Source organism: Streptomyces sp. NPDC057854 (assembly GCF_042797055.1).
Lineage (GTDB): Bacteria > Actinomycetota > Actinomycetes > Streptomycetales > Streptomycetaceae > Streptomyces.
This window is the reverse complement of record NZ_JBHVMF010000001.1, coordinates 338,348-360,380: the sequence shown is the minus strand read 5'-3', so window position 1 is coordinate 360,380 and position 22,033 is coordinate 338,348. Positions and strand designations below refer to the sequence as shown.

Genomic DNA, 22,033 nt, shown 5'->3' with positions numbered 1-22,033 from the left:
ACGTCACCACGTACACCGACAGCCGCCCGGCCGGCCAGACGGTCACGTACCGCGTGCGGGCCAGGGACGCGGCCGGCAACCAGTCCGCCGACAGCAACTCCGTCACCCGCAACGGCAGCGGTTCCGCCGGATCCAACCTGGCCGTCGGCAAGGCGATCAGCGCCTCCTCCACGGTCCACAGCTTCGTCGCGGCGAACGCCAACGACAACAACACCGCCACCTACTGGGAGGGCGCCGGCGGCAGCTACCCGAACACCCTCACCGTCAAGCTCGGCGCCAACGCCGACCTCGACCGCCTCGTCCTGAAACTCAATCCCGACACCGCATGGGGCGCGCGCAACCAGACTGTCGAGGTCCTCGGCCGCGAGCAGCACGCGGCGGGCTTCACCAGCCTGGTCGCCGCGAAGAGCTACACCTTCGACCCGGCCGGCGGCAACACGGTGACCGTCCCGGTCACCGCCCGCGTCGCCGACGTGCAGCTGAGGTTCACCGCCAACTCCGGTTCCCCGGCGGGTCAGCTCGCGGAGTTCCAGGTCATGGGAGTGCCCGCACCCAATCCGGACCTGGAGGTGACCGGCCTGACCACGACGCCGGCCGCCCCGGTCGAGTCGGACACGATCACGGTCGGCGCCACGGTCTGCAACAGCGGCCCGGCCGCCGCCCCCGCCAGCGCCGTCGCCCTGCGCCTCGGCGGCACCAAGGTCGCCACCGCCCAGGTCGGCGCCCTTGCGGCCGGTGCGCAGACCACCGTCAGCGCCTCCATCGGAGCGCGGGAGGCCGGCTCGTACGAGCTGAGCGCGGTCGCGGACGAGGCGAACGCGGTCGTCGAGCAGAACGAGACGAACAACACCCACACCAGCCCCACCCCGCTGGTGGTCAAGGCGGTCACCAGCCCCGACGTGGTCACCGCCTCGGTCACGACCACCCCGTCCAGCCCTTCCGCCGGGGACATCGTCTCCTTCAAGGCGACCGTGAAGAACCAGGGCAACCAGGCCACCTCGTCGGGAAGCCACGTCGTCACCCTGAACCTGGTCGACAAACAGGGCGCCACCGTCAAGACCCTGACCGGCTCCTACAGCGGCAGCCTCGCCGCCGGCGCCTCGACCGAGGTCACCCTCGGCTCCTGGACCGCCGCCGACGGCTCGTACACCGTCCGCACGGTCCTCGCCGACGACGCCGGCGAACTGCCGGTCAAACGCGCCAACAACACCGCCTCCCAGGCCCTGTTCGTCGGGCGCGGCGCGAACATGCCGTACGACATGTACGAGGCGGAGGACGGCACCCCGGGCGGCGGAGCGACCGTCGTCGGACCCAACCGCACGGTGGGCGACATCGCGGGCGAGGCGTCCGGCCGCAAGGCGGTGAACCTCGACGCGACCGGCGAGTACGTCGAGTTCACCACCCGGACCTCCACCAACACCCTGGTCACCCGCTTCTCGATCCCGGACGCCCCGGGCGGGGGCGGCACCGACTCGACGATCAACGTGTACGTCGACGGCGTGTTCAGGAAGGCCCTGCCGGTGACCTCGAAGTACGCGTGGCTGTACGGCGCCGAGACCGCCCCCGAGAACGCTCCGTCGGCCGGCGGACCGCGCCACATCTACGACGAGGCGCACCTGATGCTCGGCGAGACCGTCCCGGCGGGCAGCAGGATCCGGCTCCAGAAGGACGCCGCGAACACCGCGGCGAACTACGCGATCGACTTCGTCAACCTGGAGCAGGTCGCCCCGGTCGCCAACCCCGACCCGGCCGCGTACGCCGTCCCCGCCGGCTTCGGCCACCAGGACGTCCAGAACGCGCTCGACAGAGTCCGCATGGACTCCACCGGCAGACTCGTCGGCGTCTACCTGCCGCCCGGCGACTACCAGACGTCGAGCAAGTTCCAGGTCTACGGCAAGCCGGTCCAGGTCGTGGGCGCCGGCCCCTGGTACACGAAGTTCCACGCGCCGGCCGCGCAGAACAACACCGACGTGGGCTTCCGCGCCGAGGCGGCGGCCAAGGGCTCGTCCTTCCGCGGCTTCGCCTACTTCGGCAACTACACCTCGCGCATCGACGGTCCCGGCAAGGTCTTCGACTTCGCCAACGTCACCGACATGGAGATCGACGACATCTGGACCGAGCACATGGTGTGCCTCTACTGGGGCGCCAACACCGACCGGATCACGATCAAGAACTCCCGGATCCGGAACATGTTCGCCGACGGCATCAACATGACCAACGGTTCCACGGACAACCACGTCGTCAACAACGACGCCCGGGCGACCGGTGACGACAGCTTCGCGCTGTTCTCCGCGATCGACGCCGGCGGCGCCGACATGAAGAACAACGTCTACGAGAACCTGACCAGCACGCTGACCTGGCGGGCGGCGGGCGTGGCCGTCTACGGCGGTTACAGCAACACCTTCCGCAACATCCACATCGCCGACACCCTCGTCTACTCCGGCGTCACGATCTCCTCGCTGGACTTCGGCTACGCGATGAACGGCTTCGGAACCGAGCCGACGACGCTGGAGGACATCTCGATCGTCCGCTCCGGCGGCCACTTCTGGGGGAACCAGACCTTCCCCGGCATGTGGCTCTTCTCCGCCTCCAAGGTGTTCCAGGGCATCCGGGTGAACCACGTCGACATCGTCGACCCCACCTACAGCGGCATCATGTTCCAGACGAACTACGTCGGCGGGCAGCCGCAGTTCCCGATCACGGACACCGTCCTCACCGACATCTCCGTCACCGGTGCCCGCAAGAGCGGCGACGCCTGGGACGCCAAGTCCGGCTTCGGCCTCTGGGCCAACGAGATGCCCGAGTCGGGCCAGGGTCCGGCCGTCGGCGAGGTCACCTTCAACGGACTGCGGATGAGCGGCAACGCCGTCGACATCCGCAACACCACCCCCACCTTCAAGATCAACATCAACCCGTAGCCCCCTCCCTCCGGCGTCTGCCGGAGACACCCGCCGGCGCGGAACCTCCCCCGAGGGGTACCGCGCCGGCCCCGTACCGGAGCGCGGACGGCGCGCCTGACACGCATTCTCCGACGGCGCCCGCGTGCCGCGCACTCCGCCCCACGCATCAGGGAGAATGACGGTCATGACCGGCACCGAACCGTTTCCGTGGAGCGACGCCACGTGGCTCAACCCTCCGCCGAGCGCGGAACCGGAGGGAGGGGACCTGGTGGTGAGCACAGCCTGTGAAAGTGATTTCTGGCGCCGTACCGGCTACGGGTTCGTCCGGGACAGCGGGCACGCCCTGCTCGCTCCCCTCCCCGTGGGCAACGCGGTCGAAGTGACGTTCCAAGCCGATCTGACCACCCTGTACGACCAGGCGGGCGCCATGGTCCGCGTCGACGAGCGAACCTGGGTGAAAGCGGGCGTGGAGGCGACGGACGGCGTGCCGCACCTCGGCGCGGTCGTCACGCACGACACCTCCGACTGGTCGCTGGCCCCCGTCCCCGAGTGGGCGGGCAAGCCGGTCACGGTGCGGGTCAGCCGCTCCGGAGACGCGCTCACCATCCGCGCCCGCGCCGGCGAAGGCCCTTGGCGGATGATCCGCCTCGCGCACATGCGGCCGGACGCGATCGCGACGGCGGGACCCTTCTGCTGCTCGCCGCAGCGGGAGGGGTTGCGGGTCCGCTTCACGCGGTTCGCCTTCGGTCCGGCCGACACCGGCCTGCACGAGACTCCGTAGCGGCCCGTCCGCGTGCCGTCGGGCGCCGACCCGGAGGGGCGAGGGGGCTCGGACGAAGGGCGAGGAAAGAAGAGGGAGACGGCCGACGCGGGCAGAGGTTCCCGCCGGGGGAGCCTTCGCAGGCTTCCTCCGTCTTCCGGCGCCGTGTGACGGCGAACAGGCCGACAGCCGGGGGCGGTCTCGCGAGACGGCCCGGCACGGCGGCAGTGCGTACAGCCTCCGGCCACTCCCGTGCGCACCGCCCGCGAGACGCGCGTACCGCCCCAGGTGTACACCGCATGCCGTGGGGCGGCGCGGCGGCAGACCTGTGCGCAAGGGCGGGTCTCCTCGAAAGGGTTTCCTGGGGAACTGCCTGCGAATTCCAGCCGGTGGGGGAGCCCTGACGCTCGATAGGCAGGTTCCCCGGGGCGGGATCGGGAGAGACCGCCTCCGGTGACTCCGCCTTCCTTCCGATGTCGCGACTCTGCGCTCAGGTCACCACGCGAATGCGCGGTCCTGTCGTGCAATTACGAAACGAACGCGAGATCTTGCGTTCACTTGTTGGTGGTGGTTGAGTGTGCCGCACCCCGCGATGCCAACGGCGCTGGGGTGACCTCACGTTCACGTACCGCTCCTCGCTCATGCCCGAAGGGGTCCACTCATGAGAAGTGCCCGGCTCCGTCGCAGCCGCCGTGCCGCCGCGATCACCCTCGTCTCCGCCCTGTCGCTGACCGCGCTCGCCGCCTGCGGCACGAGCAGCAGCAACGACGACAGCGGCGGTGGAACGCAGCAGAGCGGTTCCTCGGATCCCACGCTGCCGCTGGACCCGAAGACCAAGGTGACGCTCACGATCGACTGCATGCCGCCCGCGGCGAAGGCGGCCGAGCTCAAGGAGTGGAAGGAGGACGTCGCCGAGTTCAACAAGACGTACCCCGGCGTCACCATCGAGGGCCGCTCCACCCCCGGCCAGTGCCTGGAGCCCCCGCGCTTCACCGCGATGCTCAAGGCCAAGTCGCAGCCGGACGTCTTCTACACCTACTTCACCGACCTGCCGCAGGTCCTCGCCGAGGACGGCGCAGCCGACATCAGCGCCTACGTCACCCCGAAGACCGTCCCGGCGCTCAAGGACATCGATCCGAACGTCCTGAACTCCCTCAAGCAGGACGGCAAGCTGTACGGCCTGCCCACCAGCAACTACACGATGGGCCTGCTGATCAACCGCAAGCTCTTCAAGGACGCCGGCCTGAACCCCGACACGCCGCCGCGCACCTGGGAGGAGGTCCGCGCCGCCGCCAAGAGGATCGCCGGCCTCGGCAACGGTGTCGCCGGCTTCGGCGAGTACTCCGCCGGCAACACCGGCGGCTGGCACTTCACCGCCCAGATGTACAGCCTCGGCGGCGACGTCGTCGACGCGAGCGGCACCAAGGCCGCCTTCAACGACGAGATCGGCAAGCAGGTCGCGAGGAACCTCCACGCCATGCGCTGGGAGGACGACAGCATGGGCAAGACCCAGCTGCTCAAGTGGGGCGACCTCCAGAAGCAGATCGCCACCGACAAGCTCGGCATGTTCCTCGCCGCCCCCGACGACATCGCCTACATGGTCCAGCAGTTGGGCGCGAAGTACGAGAACTTCGGCATGGGGCCGATCCCCGGCGGCAAGAACACCCTCGCCGGCGGCAACAACTACATGGTCAAGAAGGGCATCTCGCCCGACAAGATCAAGGCCGCGGTCGCCTGGCTCAACTTCAAGAACCTCACCGTGGGCAAGGGCCAGTTCGACTGGGCCCGCACCAAGGCCGACGGCCTCCCGGTCGGCATTCCGCAGCCCAACTTCTGGCTGAACGAGTCCAAGACGAAGGACGACGCCGCCCGCGTGGAGCACGCCACCATGCCGGTCGAGAACTTCAAGAGCTTCATGGACAACCCGGTCGCCGGCAAGGCCGAGCCGCCCAAGGCGCAGGAGGTCTACAAGATCCTCGACAACGTCATGTCCGGCATCCTCACCAACAAGGACGCCGACATCGAAAAGCTCCTCTCCACCGCCGAGGCGCAGGTCAACCAGGTCCTCGCGAACCAGTGACCGGACGGGTGGGGGCGGCGGACCGCCCGCCTCCACCCCGAGGGGCCGACCGGAGATTCCGGGCCCGCCCCGCCCCATCAGCCCGTTCGACCGGGCTCCAGAACCGGCAGACAGTACCGAGGAGCGACGATGTCGGCCCCCAGCCTGACCCCGAGCAAGGCGGATCCCGCCCGCCCCGCCCCACCGCGGGGGACGCGACCCGCACCCGCCTCCGGCGGCTTCGCCCGTGCCCTGCGGCGCAACGTGACCGCCCACGGGTTCCTCATCGGCGCGGTCCTCTGCTTCGGCGTCTTCTCCTGGTACCCGATGGTCCGGGAGTTCTTCCTCGCCTTCCAGAAGACCGAAGGCGGTCGCACGACCTGGGTCGGCCTCGACAACCTCGTGACGGTCGTCAACGACCCGGCTTTCTGGCAGGCCTGGGGCAACACCGCGCTCTTCACCCTCCTCGCCCTGCTGCTCGGCTTCGCGGTGCCCTTCCTCGTCGCGGTGGTCATCAACGAGTTCCACCACGGCCAGGGCTACCTCCGGCTGCTCGTCTACCTGCCCGTCATGCTGCCGCCGGTCGCCTCGGTCCTGCTCTTCAAGTACCTGTACGACCCCGGCTACGGCCTCCTCAACGAGCTGTTCACCTCGATCGGCCTGCCCGAGCAGCAGTGGCTCCAGGACCCGGACATCTCCATGCTCGCCGTCGTCATCGCCTCCACGTGGATGAACATGGGCGGCGCCACCCTGATCTACCTCGCCGCGCTCCAGTCCATACCCGGCGAGCTGTACGAGGCCGCCGAGCTCGACGGCGCCGGCCTGCTCCGCAAGATCTGGCACGTCACGATCCCGCAGACCCGTCTCATCCTGTCGCTGATGGCGCTCATGCAGGTCATCGCCACGATGCAGGTCTTCGTCGAACCGTTCCTGCTCACCGGCGGCGCCGGCCCGGAGGGCTCCACGACCACCGTCGTCTACCTCATCTACCAATACGCCTTCAACTTCAACAACTACGGTGCCGCGGCGGCGCTCGGCCTGCTCCTGCTCGTCCTGCTCGCCGGCTTCTCGGCGGTGTACGTCAGGCTCAGCCGCGCCGAGGACGAGTAGGAGCGGAGACCAGCCATGTCCACACGCACGCTCATCTCGCCGGCCGTCCTCGCCAGGCCCCGCGGCAAGGCCCTCTACTGGGCCGTCCTCGCCGCCGTCACCCTGCTGTTCACCCTGGTCTTCCTGGGCCCCCTGTACTGGCTCGTCTCCAGCGGCTTCAAGGACGCCCAGGAAGTCATCCAGACCCCGCCCACCCTGGTCCCCGGCACCTTCGAGCCGGAGAACTACACACGGGCCTGGGAGGTCATGGACCTCGCCACCCTCCTCTTCAACACCCTCTACTACGCCTTCGGCGCACTCGCCTTCCAGCTGGTCCTCGACGTCGCCGCCGCCTACTCGCTGTCGAAGCTGCGGCCCGTCCTCGGCAAGGCGATCCTCGGCATGATGCTGGCCACGCTGATGATCCCGGCGACCGTCCTCGTCGTGCCGCAGTACCTGACCGTGCTCGACGTGCCGGTCATCGAACGCAACCTGCTGAACAGCCCCTGGGCGATCTGGCTGCCGGCCGTCACCAACGCCTTCAACATCTTCCTGCTGAAGCGCTTCTTCGACTCCATTCCCAAGGAACTCCTCGACGCCGCGTCGATGGACGGGGCCTCGCCCCTGCGGGTCCTGTGGTCGATCGTCCTGCCGATCTCCCGCCCGATCCTCGGCGTGGTCTCGATCTTCGCGGTCGTCGGTGTCTGGAAGGACTTCCTCTGGCCGATGCTCACCCTGCCCGACCCGTCGAAGCAGACCCTCAACGTCGGCATCTACTCCCTCTCCAACGGCGTCCCGGTCAACGTCCTGATCGCCGCCCTGACCATCGCCTCCATCCCCACGCTGCTGATCTTCCTGGTCTTCCAGCGCAACATCATGAGCGGCCTCACCGCCGGCGGCCTCAAGGGCTGACCAGCCCCCGCCCCGCCCGCCCCAGGCCCTCACCCCACAAGCCTTCGCCGCCGGCCCCTCCGCCGCCCCGCTGTCAGGGCCGGCGGCGAAGAACCGCCCTGCCCGAAAGGAACGCCCCGTGGCAGCCCCTCATCCGCCCCGCACCGACGACTGGTGGCGCGACGCCGTCATCTACCAGGTGTACCCACGCAGCTTCGCCGACGGCGACGGCGACGGCACCGGTGACCTCGCGGGCGTCCGGACGAGACTGCCCTACCTCGCCGAACTCGGCGTCGACGCCGTCTGGTTCACCCCCTGGTACGCCTCACCGATGGTCGACGGCGGCTACGACGTCGCCGACTACCGCGCCATCGACCCCTCCTTCGGCACCCTCGACGAGGCCGAGAAGCTCATCGCCGAGGCCGCCGAACTCGGCCTGCGCGTCATCGTCGACATCGTCCCCAACCACGTTTCCGACCAGCACGCCTGGTTCCGCGAGGCCCTGGCCGCCGGCCCCGGCAGCCCCGAGCGCGCCCGCTTCCACTTCCGGCCCGGCCGCGGCGCGCAGGGCGAACTCCCGCCCAACGACTGGCCGTCCCAGTTCTCCGGCACCACCTGGACCCGCGTCCCCGACGGCGAGTGGTACCTCCACCTCTTCACCCCCGAACAGCCCGACCTCAACTGGGCCCACCCCGACGTCCGCCGCGAACACGAGGACGTCCTGCGCTTCTGGTTCGAGCGCGGCGTCGCCGGCGTCCGCATCGACTCCGCCGCCCTCCTCACCAAGGACCCCGAGCTCCGCGACTTCGCCGAGGGCGTCGACCCCCACCCGTACATCGACCTCGACGAGATCCACGACATCTACCGCTCCTGGCGGGCGATCGCCGACGAGTACGGCGGCGTCTTCGTCGGCGAGGTCTGGCTCCCCGACGCCGAACGCTTCGCCCGCTACCTCCGCCCCGACGAACTCCACACCGCGTTCAACTTCAACTTCCTCGCCTGCCCCTGGGACCCTGACCGGCTCCGTTCCGCCATCGACTCCACCCTCGCCGAACACGCCCCCGTCCACGCCCCCGCCACCTGGGTCCTCTGCAACCACGACGTGACGCGCACCGCGACCCGCTACGGCCGCGAGGACACCGGCTTCGACTTCGCGAAGAAGCGCTTCGGCACCCCCTCCGACCTGGAGCTCGGCACCCGTCGCGCCCGCGCCGCCGCCCTCCTCACCCTGGCCCTCCCCGGCTCGGTCTACCTCTACCAGGGCGAGGAACTGGGCCTGCCCGAGGCGGACATCCCGCTGGACCGCATCCAGGACCCCATGCACTTCCGCTCCGAAGGGGTCGACCCCGGCCGCGACGGCTGCCGCGTCCCCCTGCCCTGGGAAGCCGAAGCCCCGTCGTACGGATTCGGCGCCGGTACGGAACCCTGGCTGCCACAGCCTGCCGACTGGGCCGGATACGCCGTCGACCGCCAGGCCGCCGACCCCGGATCCATGCTCACCCTCTACCGCACCGCCCTCGGGCTGCGCCGGAGCGAGACCGGATTCGGCGACGGCCCGATGGAATGGCTGCCGTCGCCGGAGGGAGTGCTGACCTTCGCCCGCACCGAGAACCTGCTCTGCGTCGTCAACCTCTCCGGCCGCCCCGCACCCCTCCCGCCGCACACCGCCGTCCTGCTGGCCAGCGACGAGCTGCCCGCCGACGGCACCCTCCCCCCGGACACCGCCGTCTGGCTGCGTACCTGACCACGCCGCCGACCGACGGAACGCCGACCACGCCGCGAACGGCGGGACGCCCGGTGTGCCGGCCGGTCGGCCGTGGCCGGCGTCGTACGTCCGCCCCCCAGGGGGACGAGGGGGCGACGGCCACGCCGGCGAAAAGCAGCCCGGCTGGTGATGTCGAGGCCGGTGAGGATCCGGCTGACGTGCGGTTTCAGGTAAGCACCGAACCAGCACCGGAGTGAGAACCCCGTCGTCGAACCGGGGCAGAAGCAGCCCTGACCGACGCCCTCCTGCGGCGGGGGCACACCGCTGTCCGGAAGGTGCTCGCCCGCCTCGGAGGACCTCCGCATGGTGGTCGGCCGCACCTTCGGCCGCCGAACTATGGTGTGCAGCCACATACACGCGTGACCAGCGGGTTTCTACGGTGTGGCGACACGAACACCGTCCCCGTCACTCGCTCGGAAGTGGTGCACATGGCCGCCGCAAGACCCGCCCCCACGTCTCCCGGATCCATCAAGCGCATCGTCGCCGCGAGCCTCATCGGCACCACCATCGAGTGGTACGACAACTCATTCGATCAGGGCTAGGACCTGCGTCTTTTCGCGCTGTGAGCGGCGAGAACCAGCACGGAACCAGCACGGGAGTTGAGCGTGCTGGTTCGGGCCGGAGGCCGGCGAGTTCCGACCCTGAACCGGAAGCTCTTTGCTTGGAGCCGGCGTCACTCAGTGCGATCTCTCTCGCGGCGCTACATAGGTGGCCATGTTGTGGTGGAACTTCGTCGGCCGCACCGACGACGAGATCCGCAAGGCGAGGGAGGACTGGATGGCGAGCGATCGCCTCGGCGAGGTCAAGGGCTACGACGGTGACCGTCTGGACGCCTCCGAGCTCCCGGCGGCCCAGCTGAAGGCGCGGGTTCGGGTGCGCTGAGCTGGGGGTTTTCCGCGTCGAATCGATGCAGGGGCGGAGGTGCCTGGTCCTGCCCGTGGTTTGTTGTCGCGGCTGCGGGAGGGGGGGTATCGCAGCCCCTCCCGCAGCCGCGCAGTCGGCTGGTGTGCTTCCAGGGTGTGCTCGTGTACGAGCGGGTCCGGTCAGCTGAACGCTGACCTTTTGCCGACTTTTCTGACGGCAAGTCAGTTCTCTCGATGGTGCGGCGCAGGGTGGTCCAGCGTGGGTAACGTGGGGCGGAGCAGGAGCGGCGCTCGTCATCCGCGGGCCGACCGCCTGCTCGGCCGTACGGGCCGCGCGGGTGCCCTCAGAGCCATGCCCGCTGTCTGCGACAGGAAGCTCCCGCACAGGTCTCGGCCGTGGAAGAGCGCGTACAGGCGTCGCGCCTCCTGACGTCGGCGAACCGCAACGGAAGCGGCGGATGCGGCGAGTCGCTCGCCAACAGCTTCTTCGTGTGCTGGTGGTACACGCCTCGTGTGGCCGCTGACCAGCGGAAACGGCCACGATTTGATCAGTCTGCAGGCGGCTGGTCCGCGTATGGCCCGGATCTTGGTCGGGGCGGAGTGGACCTCTGACCGATGGCCCCTGGCGGCGGCGAGAGGGCACACAAGCGAGAGGCGGGCCGACAGGTCGCCACGGAGCATGCCTCGATCCAGCGCGCCACGAGAGAGTGTGCCCGCTTTTCGGGGGATCTGCGGGCCTATCCTGCGGCTCTCCACCCCAGCGCGGGCATCCGTGGGGGAAACGAAGGAGAGACCCGATGCCGCTCTATCTGTCGAGGTTCAGCTACACGCCGGAGACCTGGGCGAGGCTGATCGGGCATCCCGAGGACCGCGCCGAGGCCGCTCGGTCGTACATCGAGTCCGTCGGTGGGAAGCTCCACGGCTTCTGGTACGCCTTCGGCACGCATGACGGCTACAACCTGTGGGAGGCTCCCCGACAACGTGTCCATGGCTGCGGTGGCGCTGGCGATCAGTAGAGGCGGCGCGCTCAGCTCGTTCGAGACAACCGTTCTCCTGACCGTCGACGAAACACTGGATGCCCTGGGCAGAGCCGGGCAAGTCCGGTACAGGGCTCCCGGCGCGGAGCAGTGAACTGCAATGGTCTCCGTTCGGGTCCTCTACGCGTCCGAGCATCACTCCACGCAGGAGATCGCCGACCGCATTGGTGAGCGATTGCGCCTGAACGGACACCATGTGGAGATCCGGGCAATGCCCGCGTCCTCCGACAGGCAGTGGCCCTCGCCGGGCGACGCGCTTGTGCTGGGCAGCGCGGTCCATGACGGCGCTTGGCTGCCCGCGGCGGAGGGGTTCGTCAGGAACAACGCTGATCGCATAGGCGATCAGCCGACGTGGATGTTCAGCGTCGGCATGGCCGCCGCCTTGCCCGGGCCGTTGCGCCGACTTGCTGAACGCAAAGTGCAGCCGCGCATCGCCGCTCTCGTCGAGGTCGTCCGTCCTCGGGACCATCGGCGCTTCTCTGGCGTGATCCGGCGCGAGCACCTCGACCGGAAGGGTGCCTTGTTGTTCCGGTTGCTCGGTTGCCGCTACGGGGACCACCGGGATTGGGCGGCGATCGACGCCTGGGCGGACGAAATCGCCCAGGAGCTCGGTACGTGACGAGGCGGCGGTGCGCTGGGAAAGTGGATTTCGTGACGGCGGCGCCTTACCACTGGGTTGGCTGGATGAGCTGTCCTGGGTTGCCCGTCATTCGGTGACGCGGACCGCGAGGGCCGGGCGGATGGCGGCCGCGCGTCGTGCTGGTCCGATCGTGGCCAGGAGCGACGCGACGAAGGTGGCTGCCGCCAGGCCGCCGACGCTGGTCCATTCGATGGGGAACCCGCCTTCGAGGCCCTCGAATGCGGCGCTGTTGCTGTACATTAGCCAGGTCGTCAGTACGCCCAGCAGGGATCCGAGCACGATTCCCTCCACCGCGACGAAGGCGCTCTCCCACAGGAAGGACCGCTGCACGGTCCGCGCCCGGAAGCCGAGGGCCCGCAGGATTCCGATGGTGCGTCGGCGTTCGCGTACGGCTCGGACCATGACGACACCGAGGCCGGTGATGCCCACGCCGAGGCCGAGGACGAGGAAGCCCTGCATGAGGCGGAAGAAGGCGGTGCTGGAGTCGAACTGGCGGCGTATGTCCGACTCGATGGGCGTGGCGACCAGGCTGGACGACAGCTGCTCGCCCTGCAGTCGGGTTGCCAACGCGTCGGGTGCGGTGCCAGGGCTGGTTCTCACCAGCGCGGAGGCGTTCTGTGCCTGGGTGCCGAAGAGCTCGCGCGTGGCCTGCTCGCTCATCACCACGGGGTAGGTGGTGGAACTGGCGCCGGTGCTCGGGTAGAAGACCAACCCGTTGCTGAGCACGCCGGCGATGACCTTCTGTTCGCTGCGGCCCGTCCGGGGATCCGTCAGGGCGAGGGTGTCGCCGGGGTCGTAGTAGTCGCCGGCGGGGCCGCCGGTGCTGCCGAAGAAGCCGTCGAGAACGACGTAGCGGGGGTCGGATGCGAGGGCCCGCCATACCGCGGGGTCGTCCGCCAGACCGGGCAGCCGCTCCCGAAACGTGATGCCGGTGATCGTCCCGTCCGGTACGCCGACGACGGCGGTGTCCAGCGGTTGAGGGCTGCGGCCACCCGGATCGGTGGCCCGTCCGGTGGCGTTGAGCAGCGGTGTCACGGCGGAGATCCCGGCGGCCGACGGACCGGCCCGCAGATCGGGGACGAGTCGGTCGCCGGCGACCTGGGGGTTGTAGTCCAAGCGCAGGGAGTATCCGGCGGTGGCATCGGCGACGACGCCGTCGACGCCGGCGCGGAGGATGCCCGAGATCTCCGTCAGGAGGACGAGGACGAAGACGATCAGGGTGTACATCACCAGCGTCGCGCCGGTCCTGAACCGTTTGGCCAGGGGGTAGGCGACCGCGAGGCGGGCTGCCAGGCCGCCCTCCGTCGGGCGCTGGAGGAGTCGCCGTACGGGGCGGAGCAGTGTCTTCTGGTTGTCGCTGACGAGCACCACGGCGGAGAAGGCGGCCAGGGCGCCCTGGATGACGTACACGGACATCGAGGGTGTGTCGAAGATCCGGGGTCGTATGACGGGTGCCAGGAGAGTCCAGGCCAGTACGGCTCCGGCGACCAGGGTGGTGACCGTGTGACGGGGGAGCACGCGCAGGAGCGCCGGGGTGGCGAAGGCGAGGGCGAGCGCCGGCATGAGGTACGTCGCGTCGGGCTGGCTGCGCGCCACGGCCGGGACGGCCACGAACGCGCACAGGACGGCCAGAGTGGTGGAGACCGCGAGCAGACGGCGGCGTGGACCCTGCCCGGGCGTGGCGGGGAGATCGCGGATCGCGGCGATGATGTTGAACCTGCTGATGCGCACGCTGGTCGCGAGGATCGCGGCAAAGGCGATGAGCAGGCCCATGGCCAGCCCGTTGAGGACGCTGGTGGGGGTGACGTCGAACGCGATCCGGATGCTGCTGCCACCGACCGACCAGCCCTGGAAGATCTGTGCGGCCACCACGGCGACGCCCCAGCCGACGGCCACTCCGATGGCCACGCCCGGCAGTGCGGACAGCAACGCGTAGGTCGCTCCTTCGAGGGTGAAGGACCCGACAAGCCGCGAGCGCTTCATTCCCACGGCCCGCACCACGCCCATCTGGGATTTCCGCTCTTCGCCGAGCATGACGAAGATGTTCACCAGCAGCAGTGCGCCCGCGATGATGCTGAAGCTGCCGATCATGAGGAACAGGGCTCCGAGGGAGTCCCCGGCCTGCTTCGCGTCCCGCAGGACCGTGTGCTTCGGCGTTTCGATCGACGTCTGGCCGGCGAGCGGGCCCAGCGCCTGCCGGATGTCGGCGGTCACGCGGTCGGTCAGGGCTTCGCCGCTCTCGACGCCGCCTCGGTTGGACACGAAGGTGACCGAGCGCGGCTCCTTGCCGGCGGCCCGGGCGGCGGCGTCCAGGGCCTGCGGGGGCAGGAAGACGTCGCGGTTCAGCCTGCCACCGAGGCCCACACCGGCCAGGCCCTGCTCCGGGACCACACGCTCGACCCGGTACGTCTGCGGTGCGCCGAACAGGTACACCGTGATCGGGTCACCGGCTCCCACGCCGAGGGACCGCGCCAGCGGCTCGTTGACCACGACCTGGCCCGGCTTCGGGTTCGGTCCGCCGAGACCGGAGTCGCCCCCTTCCGCGCCGAACCGCGATGCCTCGTCGAAGTCCATCTGCCAGGCCAGGACGCGCGGCTCGGCGACCTCGCGGCCACCGGCACCGCTGACGGCCGATGCCTGCGCGGCCCCGGCATTCAGGACACCGTCGACATCGGGATCGCCGGCCAGGCCGGCCAGTCTTTCGGTGACGACGCGCCCGGTCGGCCCGGGCGGTGCGACGACGCGCTCGTCCACCGGCCCGAGAGTGCGGTACGCCTCCTGGCGTACGGAGAAGTTCAAGGTGTCACCGACGACCAGGGCGCCGATGACGATGGCCGTGCCGAGCATCGATCCGCCGATCACCAGCGCTGCCTCGGTGCGCCGGCGGGCGACTTGCCGGAAGGCCAGCCGGCGTGACACCGGCTGTCGGAAGGCGACCAGCACCATGGCCGCGAGGGCGAGGGCCAGGGCGGTGAGCAGCGGGACGAGAAGGTTCGGGTACATGGTCAGCCCATGGGGATGTCACGGATCGCGGTCGGGGCGGTGACGGCCTGGCGGACGTCGTCGACCAGTTGCCCGTCGCGCATCCGGATCAGTCGGGGGACGCGTGCGCCGATGGCGCTGTCGTGTGTGACCAGGACGATCGTCTGGCCCTCGTCCTGGTTGAGCTCGCACAGCAGGTCCATGATCTGGTCGGCCATCGCGCTGTCCAGGTTGCCCGTCGGTTCGTCCGCCCAGACGATGGCCGGGCGTCCGGCGAGGGCGCGGGCGATGGTCACGCGCTGCTGTTCACCGCCGGACATCTCGCTCGGTCGGTGCTCGACTCGGTGACCGAGGCCCACCCGGTCGAGCATGTCCAGCGCCCTGCGCCGCGCTTCACGCGGCCGGGTGCCCACGAGCAGCAGGGGTAGCTCGACGTTCTCCACGGCGGAGAAGACCGGGATGAGGTTGAACGCCTGGAAGACGAAGCCCATGGTGTGGGCCCGGTGTTCCGTGCGCGCCGCGTCTGACATGGCGAACAGGTCGTGGCCGTCGACCTCCACCCGGCCGCCGTCGATGTCGTCGAGCCCCGACAGACAGTTGAGCAGCGTGGTCTTTCCGGAACCGGACGGTCCCATGACACCCACCAACTCGCCCCGGCGCACGAGGAGATCAAGGTCGAGCAGGGCGGTGACCGCGACGGATCCCGTCCGGTAGATCTTGCTGACGCCGGTGGCGACGAGGAGTGCCCGGTCGGTGTTCATGCTCTCCATCCCAACCTCCGGAGGAAGCGCTGCGCTACGGCCACCCAGGCCCGAGAAGGGGCCGAAGGGCCCAATCTCCGGGGTGCCGGGAAGGTCGCACCGAGCGGTCCGCCGACGCTGTTCATCGGCGCGGTCAGGCGTCCGCCGTCAGACGTCTGCGGCGGCTCGGGCGCGTCTGCGGACAGCGGTGGCGGCCAGGCTGCCCGCGGCCGTCGCGGTGACGGCGAGGAGGACGAACCCCCACGTGTAGTCGTGGGCGATGCTGTCGACCGCTCCCATCACAAGGGGTGGGAAGAAGCCTCCGAGACCACCCGCCGCACCGACCACTCCGGTCACCGAGCCGACCCGCTCGGCCGGAACCAGACGTGCGACGAGCGCGAAGACGGCCCCGGATCCGGCGCCCAGGCCGGCGGCCATGCCGAAGAAGGCCGCTGTTCCCACCGGGACCAGGTCCGCCTCGAACGCCGCGATGAGGGCGCACACCGAAACGACACCGTACGAAACAGTCAGTACGGGGACGGGGTGGGTACGGTCCGACAGCCAGCCGCCCACCGGCCGCATCGCCACGGCGAGGACGACGAATCCCGCGGTCCTCAGTGCCGCGTCGGAGCGGCCGAGCTCGTAGGCTCGGCTGAGGTAGGTCGGCAGGTAGACACTGAACGCGACGAACCCTCCGAAGGACACTGCGTACAGGAACGCCAACTGCCAGGTGGCCGGCGTTCGCATGGCCAGCGCCGTGCGCGACACCATCGACCCCGTCGCCGTCGCGCGTCCCGGACGGTCGCGGAGCAGGAACCAGGCCACTCCGGCGTACGCGGCGAGGCAGGCGGCCACGAGATCGAAGGGGAAGGCGCGCCCGACGGCGTCGGCGAGCTGGACGGTGGTGAACGCGGACAGGGCCGTACCGCCGGTGCCGATGCCGAAGATTCCGAGGGCGACGCCCCGCCGCTCGGGTGGGTACCAGGCGTTGACGAACGGCACGCCGACGGCGAAGGCCGTTCCCCCGAGCCCGAGGAGGAAGCCGCCTACGAGTACCTCGACCAGCGAGTCAGCCAGGTGGCCGAGGTACAAAACGGGGAGGATCGTCAGCCCCGCGACGAGGGGGAAGACCCGGCGCGCGCCCCAGCGGTCCGTCAGTGCCCCGGCCGGGATCCGGCCGAGCGCGCCGACCACCACGGGCACGGCGACCACCAGCGACTGTTCGAAGGAGCTGAGGGCGAGGTCGTCCCGGAGCCGCGGGCCGAGAGGGGCCAGCAGGGCCCAGGCCCAGAAGCAGAGCGCGAACCCGGTGGTGGCGAGGATCAGCATCTGCCACGGTTGCGGCGCGTCCGCGACCGGTCGGCTCCCCGTGTTCCGGACCATCGTGACCTCCCGGCAGTGATCCGCGTGGGCGGCGTGCGCCCTCCGCTTCCCACACTCCCGCCGCCAGGATCCCGGTCACAGGGGCCACTCGTTCCCTTCCGTGATCGTGCGGCCCCACGGTATGGGCCGGTCGGCCCTGTGCGGGGAGTGATGGGCAGGGCACGGTGGAGTCACGGACAGGCCGCAGGCAGGAGTGTCCGGCACCTGCCGGTCCGCCGTCGGGAGTGTGAGTGGCGATGATGTTCTGGTACGGCGACGGCATGAACGGGTGGGGATGGTTCGCCATGTCGGCCGGGATGGTGCTGTTCTGGGGGCTGCTCATCACCGTCGCGGTGATGCTCCTCCGCTCACTGGACCGCGCCGCGCAGCGGCCTCGGGGTCTCGGCCCAGCGGAGTCGGCCGAGCAGATCCTGGGCGAGCGACTGGCGCGCGGTGAGATCGACGAGGAGGAATACCGCCGACGCCTGACCGCCTTGCGCAGCGGGGGACCGTGACCGGTCGGGATGCGGGCGCGGGCGCGGCCGGTCACTCTGGGACCATGGCCGGTCGGATGCCCGGGGAGCCGGGTCGACGCCCCGACGCGCTCCGTGAGCTGACCGCTCGGCACGGAGGGCGCGGCGGGCTGTTGCCGGCCGCGCTGGAGCGGACCAGATCAGGCACCCCGGAAGAGCCCGGGGCATGGGCGCCCCAGGTCGCGGAGGCAGCCGGACTCCCGGCCGCCGCGGGGCTCGGCCCCGCCACCTTCTTCGCCGATCTCGCCGCCCCGCGCGGGGAGCGGCATGTGCGGGTGTGCACGGCGACGGCGTGCTTCGCCGCGCGGGGCGGGGAGCATCTGGCGGAGGTGGAGCGCGCTCTCGGAATGATGGCGGGCACGGTCGACGAGGCGGGCTCGACCTCGCTGCAGACCGTGCACTGCCTCGGCTACTGCTACGCGGGACCCGCCGCCCTCGACGGCACCCTGCCCCGTACGGGCCCGGACCTGGCCGACCAGCTCCGCGGGCGGACGGAACCGCGCACGCCGGCCATCCCCGCGGCCGACACCACCGGGGCGCCCGTCCTGCTCACCGGGATCCTGGGAGGGCAGGGCGCCTGGGACGTGTGGCGCCAGGCGGTGGCCGGACTGCGGCCCGACGACGTACGGCAGGAGACCGCCGCTTCCGGACTCCGCGGGCGGGGCGGCGCCGGTTTCCCGGTGGCCGACAAGTGGGCCGCGGCGGCGGGGAAGCCGGGAACCGTCGTCGTCGCCAACGGGGACGAAGGCGACCCGGGCTCGTACGCCGACCGGCTGCTCATGGAGGAGGACCCCGAGCGCGTCCTCGCGGGACTCGCCCTGGCCTGCTTCGCCTGCGGCGCCGCGCGCGGGACCGTCCTGGTGCGCTCCGAGTACCCGAGAGCCGTGGCCCGGCTGCGCCGGGCGGTGGAACGCGCGACGGAGGCCGGCGATCTGGCCCCCTCGGCCGAGGCAGCAGGGCCGCGGCCGTTCGTCGAGGTCGTCGAAGGAGCGGGTTCCTACGTCTCCGGCGAGGAGACCGCCCTCATCGCCCGTCTCGAAGGCGCTCGCGGCTGCGCGCGCCCCCGGCCCCCCTACCCCACGGACCACGGCCTGTGGGACAGGCCGACCGTGGTCAACAACGTGGAGACGCTGGCAGCCGTGCCCTGGATCGTCGCCCACGGCGGAGCGTCCTACGCCCGACGCGGCGTACCGGACGAGACCGGCACCAAACTGATCTGCCTGTCCGAACGCTTCGCCCGGCCCGGGGCCTACGAGGTCGAACTCGGCACTCCCGTGGGCGAGATCGTCACCCGGTTCGGCGGTGGCCTCAAGGCCGGGCGCGAGCTCGTCGCCCTCCAGATCGGCGGGCCCCTCGGCGGTTTCCTCGCAGGGACCGCCCTCGACGTCCCGCTCACCACGGCCGAACTCGCCGCGCACGGCGCCGCCCTCGGCCACGGCGGCATGGTCGCCTTCGACGCCGACACCGATCCGTACGAACTCCTCCGCCACATCTGGGAGTTCGCCGCCGACGAGAGCTGCGGAGCCTGCTCGCCCTGCCGGGTCGGCGCCCGCCGAGGGCTCGAACTCGCGCAGGACCGGGGCGGGCCGGGGGAGACGTACGAGCGCATGGCGCGGCTGATGAGCGAGGCGAGTCTCTGCGCCTTCGGCCGCCGTGTCCCCGCCGCCGTCCGCAGCCTCGCCCGCGCCTACGGGCCCGCCCTGGAAGGATGGGGCCGATGATCCGGCTCCAGGTCGACGGCGTCCCGGTCGAACTTCCCGCCGGAGCCACGCTGCTCGACGCCGTGCGCGCCACCGGAGCCGACCTGCCCACCCTCTGCCACGACGACCGCCTCCGGCCGGCTGGCTCCTGCCGGACCTGCTTGGTCCGCGCCGACGGCCGGACCGTCGCCGCCTGCGTCACACCCGCGACTGTGGACCTCACCGTCGACACCGCCGACGAGGGCCTGCGGAACCTGCGCCGGGACGCGGTAGCCCTGATCGCCTCGGCGCTCCCGCCGCACGCACTCGCCGACAGCGCGCACAGTGAACTGGCCGAGGCGTGCCAGTCCTTGGGAATCCCGGCGGACACGGCGGCGGGTGACCCCGCGCGCGGGCGGGACGAGAGCCACCCGTACGTCCACCTCGACCGGGACCTGTGCATCGCGTGCGGGCGCTGCGTCCGGATGTGCTCCGAAGTACAGGGGACGTTCGCTCTCACCCTCACCGGGCGCGGTGCCGACACGGTCGTCGCCCCGGGCACCGGCGGCCCCTGGGTCGCCTCCGACTGCGTGTCCTGCGGCGGCTGCGTCGACACCTGCCCCACGGGGGCGATCACCCAGCCCGGACCCGGCCAGGGCCTCACCTCCCGGCGGACACCCGCAGACAGCGTGCGCACCACCTGCGGCTACTGCGGAGTCGGCTGCACCCTCGACGTCGTCGTCCGCGAGGACCGGGTCGCCGCCGTGCTTCCCGCCCGGGACGGGCCCGTCAACCAGGGCCACGCCTGCGTCAAGGGCCGCTTCGCCCACGGATACCTCGGCTCGGCCGAACGTCTCACCGAGCCCTTGGTCCGTGAGAACGGTGTTCTCAGGCCCGCCGGTTGGGACGAGGCGATCGCCCGGGTCGCCGAGGGGCTGCGCGCCGCCGTACGGGACGGCGGCCCCGACGCGGTCGCCGCGATCTCCTCCGCCCGTGCCACCAACGAGGAGAACTACCTCGTCCAGAAGTTCCTGCGGACCGTCATCGGCACCAACAACGTCGACAACTGCTCGCGCCTCTGCCACGCCCCTTCCGCCGCGGGACTCACCGCGTCCTTCGGACGCGCCGGCGGCACCGACCCCTTCGACGACGTCGAGACGGCCGACTGCCTCCTGGTCGTAGGCGCCAACCCCGTCGAAGCCCACCCCGTCGTGGGCGCGCGCCTCCTGCAGCGGGCGCTCTCGGGTGCCTCCCTGATCGTGGCCGACCCACGTGCCGTGGGTCTCGCCCGCCATGCCGATGTGCACCTGCGTCCGCGCCCCGGTACGAACGTCGCGCTCTTCCACGGCCTCGCCCACGTCCTCGTTGACGAAGGCATGACCGACCCGGGCTTCCTCCGCGAACGCGCCACCGGACTGGACGCACTCACCGACCTGCTGGCCGACTACCCGCCCGAGCGGGTCGCCGAGATCACCGGCGTCTCCGCCGACGACATCAGGAAGGCCGCCCGGCTCTACGGCCGCGCGGAGCGGCCGGCCGTCCTGTACGGGCTCGGGGTCACCGAGCACCTGCACGGCACCGACGGCGTCCGGAGCCTGGCGAACCTGCCCATCCTGCGCGGCGCCGTCGGAGGCACCGGCCGCGGGTTCGGCATCAGCCCCCTGCGCGGTCAGAACAACGTCCAAGGCGCCTCCGACATGGGCGCCCTGCCCGATCTGCTGCCGGGCTACGGCCGTGTCACCGACCAGGAGGCCCGTGCTCGCGCCGAGGCGGTGTGGGGGCGACCGGTCCCCGAGCGGCCGGGTATGCGCATCCCCGAGATGTTCACGGCGGCCCGGGAGGGCCGGCTGCGGGCGCTGTGGGTGATCGGCGAGGACGTGTGTGCGACCGATCCCGACAGCCGACGGGTCGCGGAGGCCCTCGATGCCTGCCCGCTGGTCGTCGTCAACGAGCTCTTCCTCGGGGAGACCGCCCACCACGCCGATGTCGTCCTGCCCGTGGCCTCCTGGCTGGAGAAGGACGGGACCTTCGTCAACTTCGACCGCCGCTTCCAGCGTGTCAGGCAGGCGGTGGCTCCGCCCGGAGCAGCACGCTCCGACTTCGAGGTCGTGCACGCCGTCGCCGATGCCCTCGGGGCCGGCCTGGGGTGCCCCACCCCGGCGGCGGCCCTAGCAGAGTGCGGACGTGTGACGCCTCTCTTCGCCGGTCTCTCGCACGAGCGGATCGACCGGGAGGGGGCCGTGCCCTGGCCCTGCCCCGCACCGGATCAGCCGGGCGAACGCACATTGTACAGCAAGGAGTTCGCCACTCCCGACGGGCGCGCACACCTGTCAGCGGCCCCCTGTCTGCCGCCCGGCGAGGCGCCGGACGAGGAGTATCCGCTCGTACTCGTCACAGGGCGCCGCTGGGCACACTACAACTCCGGGAGCATGACCCGGCGCGGCGGAAACCTCCTCCTCGACGCGCAGGACCGCCTGGACCTGCATCCCGAGGACGCCGCACGGCACGGACTGCGGGACGGCACCCCCGTCACCGTCGAGAGCCGCCACGGACAGGCGCGACTCGTCGCCCGCGTCGGCACGGAGCTCGCTCCGGGGCAGGTCTTCTGCGCCTTCCACTTCCCGGCCAGCGGCGTCAACTCCCTTACCTCGGAGCACGCCGACACCGTGACCTCGTGTCCGGAGTACAAGGTCACGGCGGTACGGCTGCTGCCGGCTGCATCCGACGACTGAT

15 protein-coding genes are annotated in these 22,033 nt (G+C 70.8%); 12 read left to right on the top strand and 3 right to left on the bottom strand.

What is annotated here, in order from left to right:
- The 9 genes from ACFVQZ_RS01640 to ACFVQZ_RS01600 form a co-directional block, all read left to right on the top strand.
- Positions 1–2,918, top strand: a 2,918-nt coding sequence (locus tag ACFVQZ_RS01640; protein WP_383618765.1) for a CARDB domain-containing protein, incomplete at its 5' end; no start/stop codon positions are given.
- 166 nt (positions 2,919–3,084) lie between these two features.
- On the top strand, positions 3,085–3,681 hold the full coding sequence (locus ACFVQZ_RS01635; RefSeq protein ID WP_383618763.1) for a DUF1349 domain-containing protein: 597 nt from the start codon (positions 3,085–3,087) through the stop codon (positions 3,679–3,681).
- Between the two features lie 640 nt (positions 3,682–4,321).
- Positions 4,322–5,740, top strand: a complete 1,419-nt coding sequence (locus ACFVQZ_RS01630; protein WP_383618761.1) for an ABC transporter substrate-binding protein — start codon at positions 4,322–4,324, stop codon at positions 5,738–5,740.
- Between the two features lie 129 nt (positions 5,741–5,869).
- The gene (locus ACFVQZ_RS01625; RefSeq protein WP_383618759.1) at positions 5,870–6,829 is read left to right on the top strand and encodes a carbohydrate ABC transporter permease; all 960 of its coding nucleotides are present in this window, start codon (positions 5,870–5,872) and stop codon (positions 6,827–6,829) included.
- A gap of 15 nt (positions 6,830–6,844) precedes the next feature.
- Entirely contained in the window at positions 6,845–7,720 is an 876-nt protein-coding gene (locus ACFVQZ_RS01620; protein ID WP_383618757.1) for a carbohydrate ABC transporter permease, read from the top strand.
- A 118-nt stretch (positions 7,721–7,838) separates the two neighbouring features.
- Positions 7,839–9,443, top strand: a complete 1,605-nt coding sequence (locus tag ACFVQZ_RS01615) for a glycoside hydrolase family 13 protein (RefSeq protein WP_383618755.1) — start codon at positions 7,839–7,841, stop codon at positions 9,441–9,443.
- 735 nt (positions 9,444–10,178) lie between these two features.
- Complete coding sequence (locus ACFVQZ_RS01610) at positions 10,179–10,346, top strand: pirin (RefSeq protein WP_383618753.1); 168 nt, start codon at positions 10,179–10,181, stop codon at positions 10,344–10,346.
- Between the two features lie 778 nt (positions 10,347–11,124).
- Complete coding sequence (locus tag ACFVQZ_RS01605; RefSeq protein ID WP_383618751.1) at positions 11,125–11,343, top strand: GYD domain-containing protein; 219 nt, start codon at positions 11,125–11,127, stop codon at positions 11,341–11,343.
- A 121-nt stretch (positions 11,344–11,464) separates the two neighbouring features.
- Positions 11,465–11,983, top strand: a complete 519-nt coding sequence (locus ACFVQZ_RS01600; RefSeq protein WP_383618749.1) for a flavodoxin domain-containing protein — start codon at positions 11,465–11,467, stop codon at positions 11,981–11,983.
- A gap of 87 nt (positions 11,984–12,070) precedes the next feature.
- Here the strand turns inward: ACFVQZ_RS01600 and ACFVQZ_RS01595 are convergent, their stop codons facing one another.
- The 3 genes from ACFVQZ_RS01595 to ACFVQZ_RS01585 form a co-directional block, all read right to left on the bottom strand.
- Positions 12,071–15,007 carry an ABC transporter permease gene (locus tag ACFVQZ_RS01595; protein ID WP_383618747.1) on the bottom strand — a complete coding sequence of 979 codons (2,937 nt, stop codon included), beginning with the start codon at positions 15,005–15,007 and terminating at the stop codon, positions 12,071–12,073.
- 2 nt (positions 15,008–15,009) lie between these two features.
- On the bottom strand, positions 15,010–15,756 hold the full coding sequence (locus ACFVQZ_RS01590; RefSeq protein ID WP_383618745.1) for an ABC transporter ATP-binding protein: 747 nt from the start codon (positions 15,754–15,756) through the stop codon (positions 15,010–15,012).
- A gap of 138 nt (positions 15,757–15,894) precedes the next feature.
- Complete coding sequence (locus ACFVQZ_RS01585; protein ID WP_383618743.1) at positions 15,895–17,109, bottom strand: nitrate/nitrite transporter; 1,215 nt, start codon at positions 17,107–17,109, stop codon at positions 15,895–15,897.
- Between the two features lie 236 nt (positions 17,110–17,345).
- Between ACFVQZ_RS01585 and ACFVQZ_RS01580 the strand changes: the two genes are divergently transcribed.
- From ACFVQZ_RS01580 to fdhF, 3 genes are read left to right on the top strand one after another with little or no spacing between them, the layout of a single operon-like run.
- Entirely contained in the window at positions 17,346–17,603 is a 258-nt protein-coding gene (locus ACFVQZ_RS01580; RefSeq protein WP_383619523.1) for an SHOCT domain-containing protein, read from the top strand.
- A 44-nt stretch (positions 17,604–17,647) separates the two neighbouring features.
- On the top strand, positions 17,648–19,342 hold the full coding sequence (locus ACFVQZ_RS01575; protein WP_383618741.1) for an NADH-ubiquinone oxidoreductase-F iron-sulfur binding region domain-containing protein: 1,695 nt from the start codon (positions 17,648–17,650) through the stop codon (positions 19,340–19,342).
- Positions 19,339–22,032, top strand: a complete 2,694-nt coding sequence (gene fdhF / locus ACFVQZ_RS01570) for a formate dehydrogenase subunit alpha (protein ID WP_383618739.1) — start codon at positions 19,339–19,341, stop codon at positions 22,030–22,032. The genes ACFVQZ_RS01575 and fdhF overlap by 4 nt, the downstream gene beginning before the upstream one ends.
- The last annotated feature ends 1 nt before the right edge of the window (position 22,033 follow it).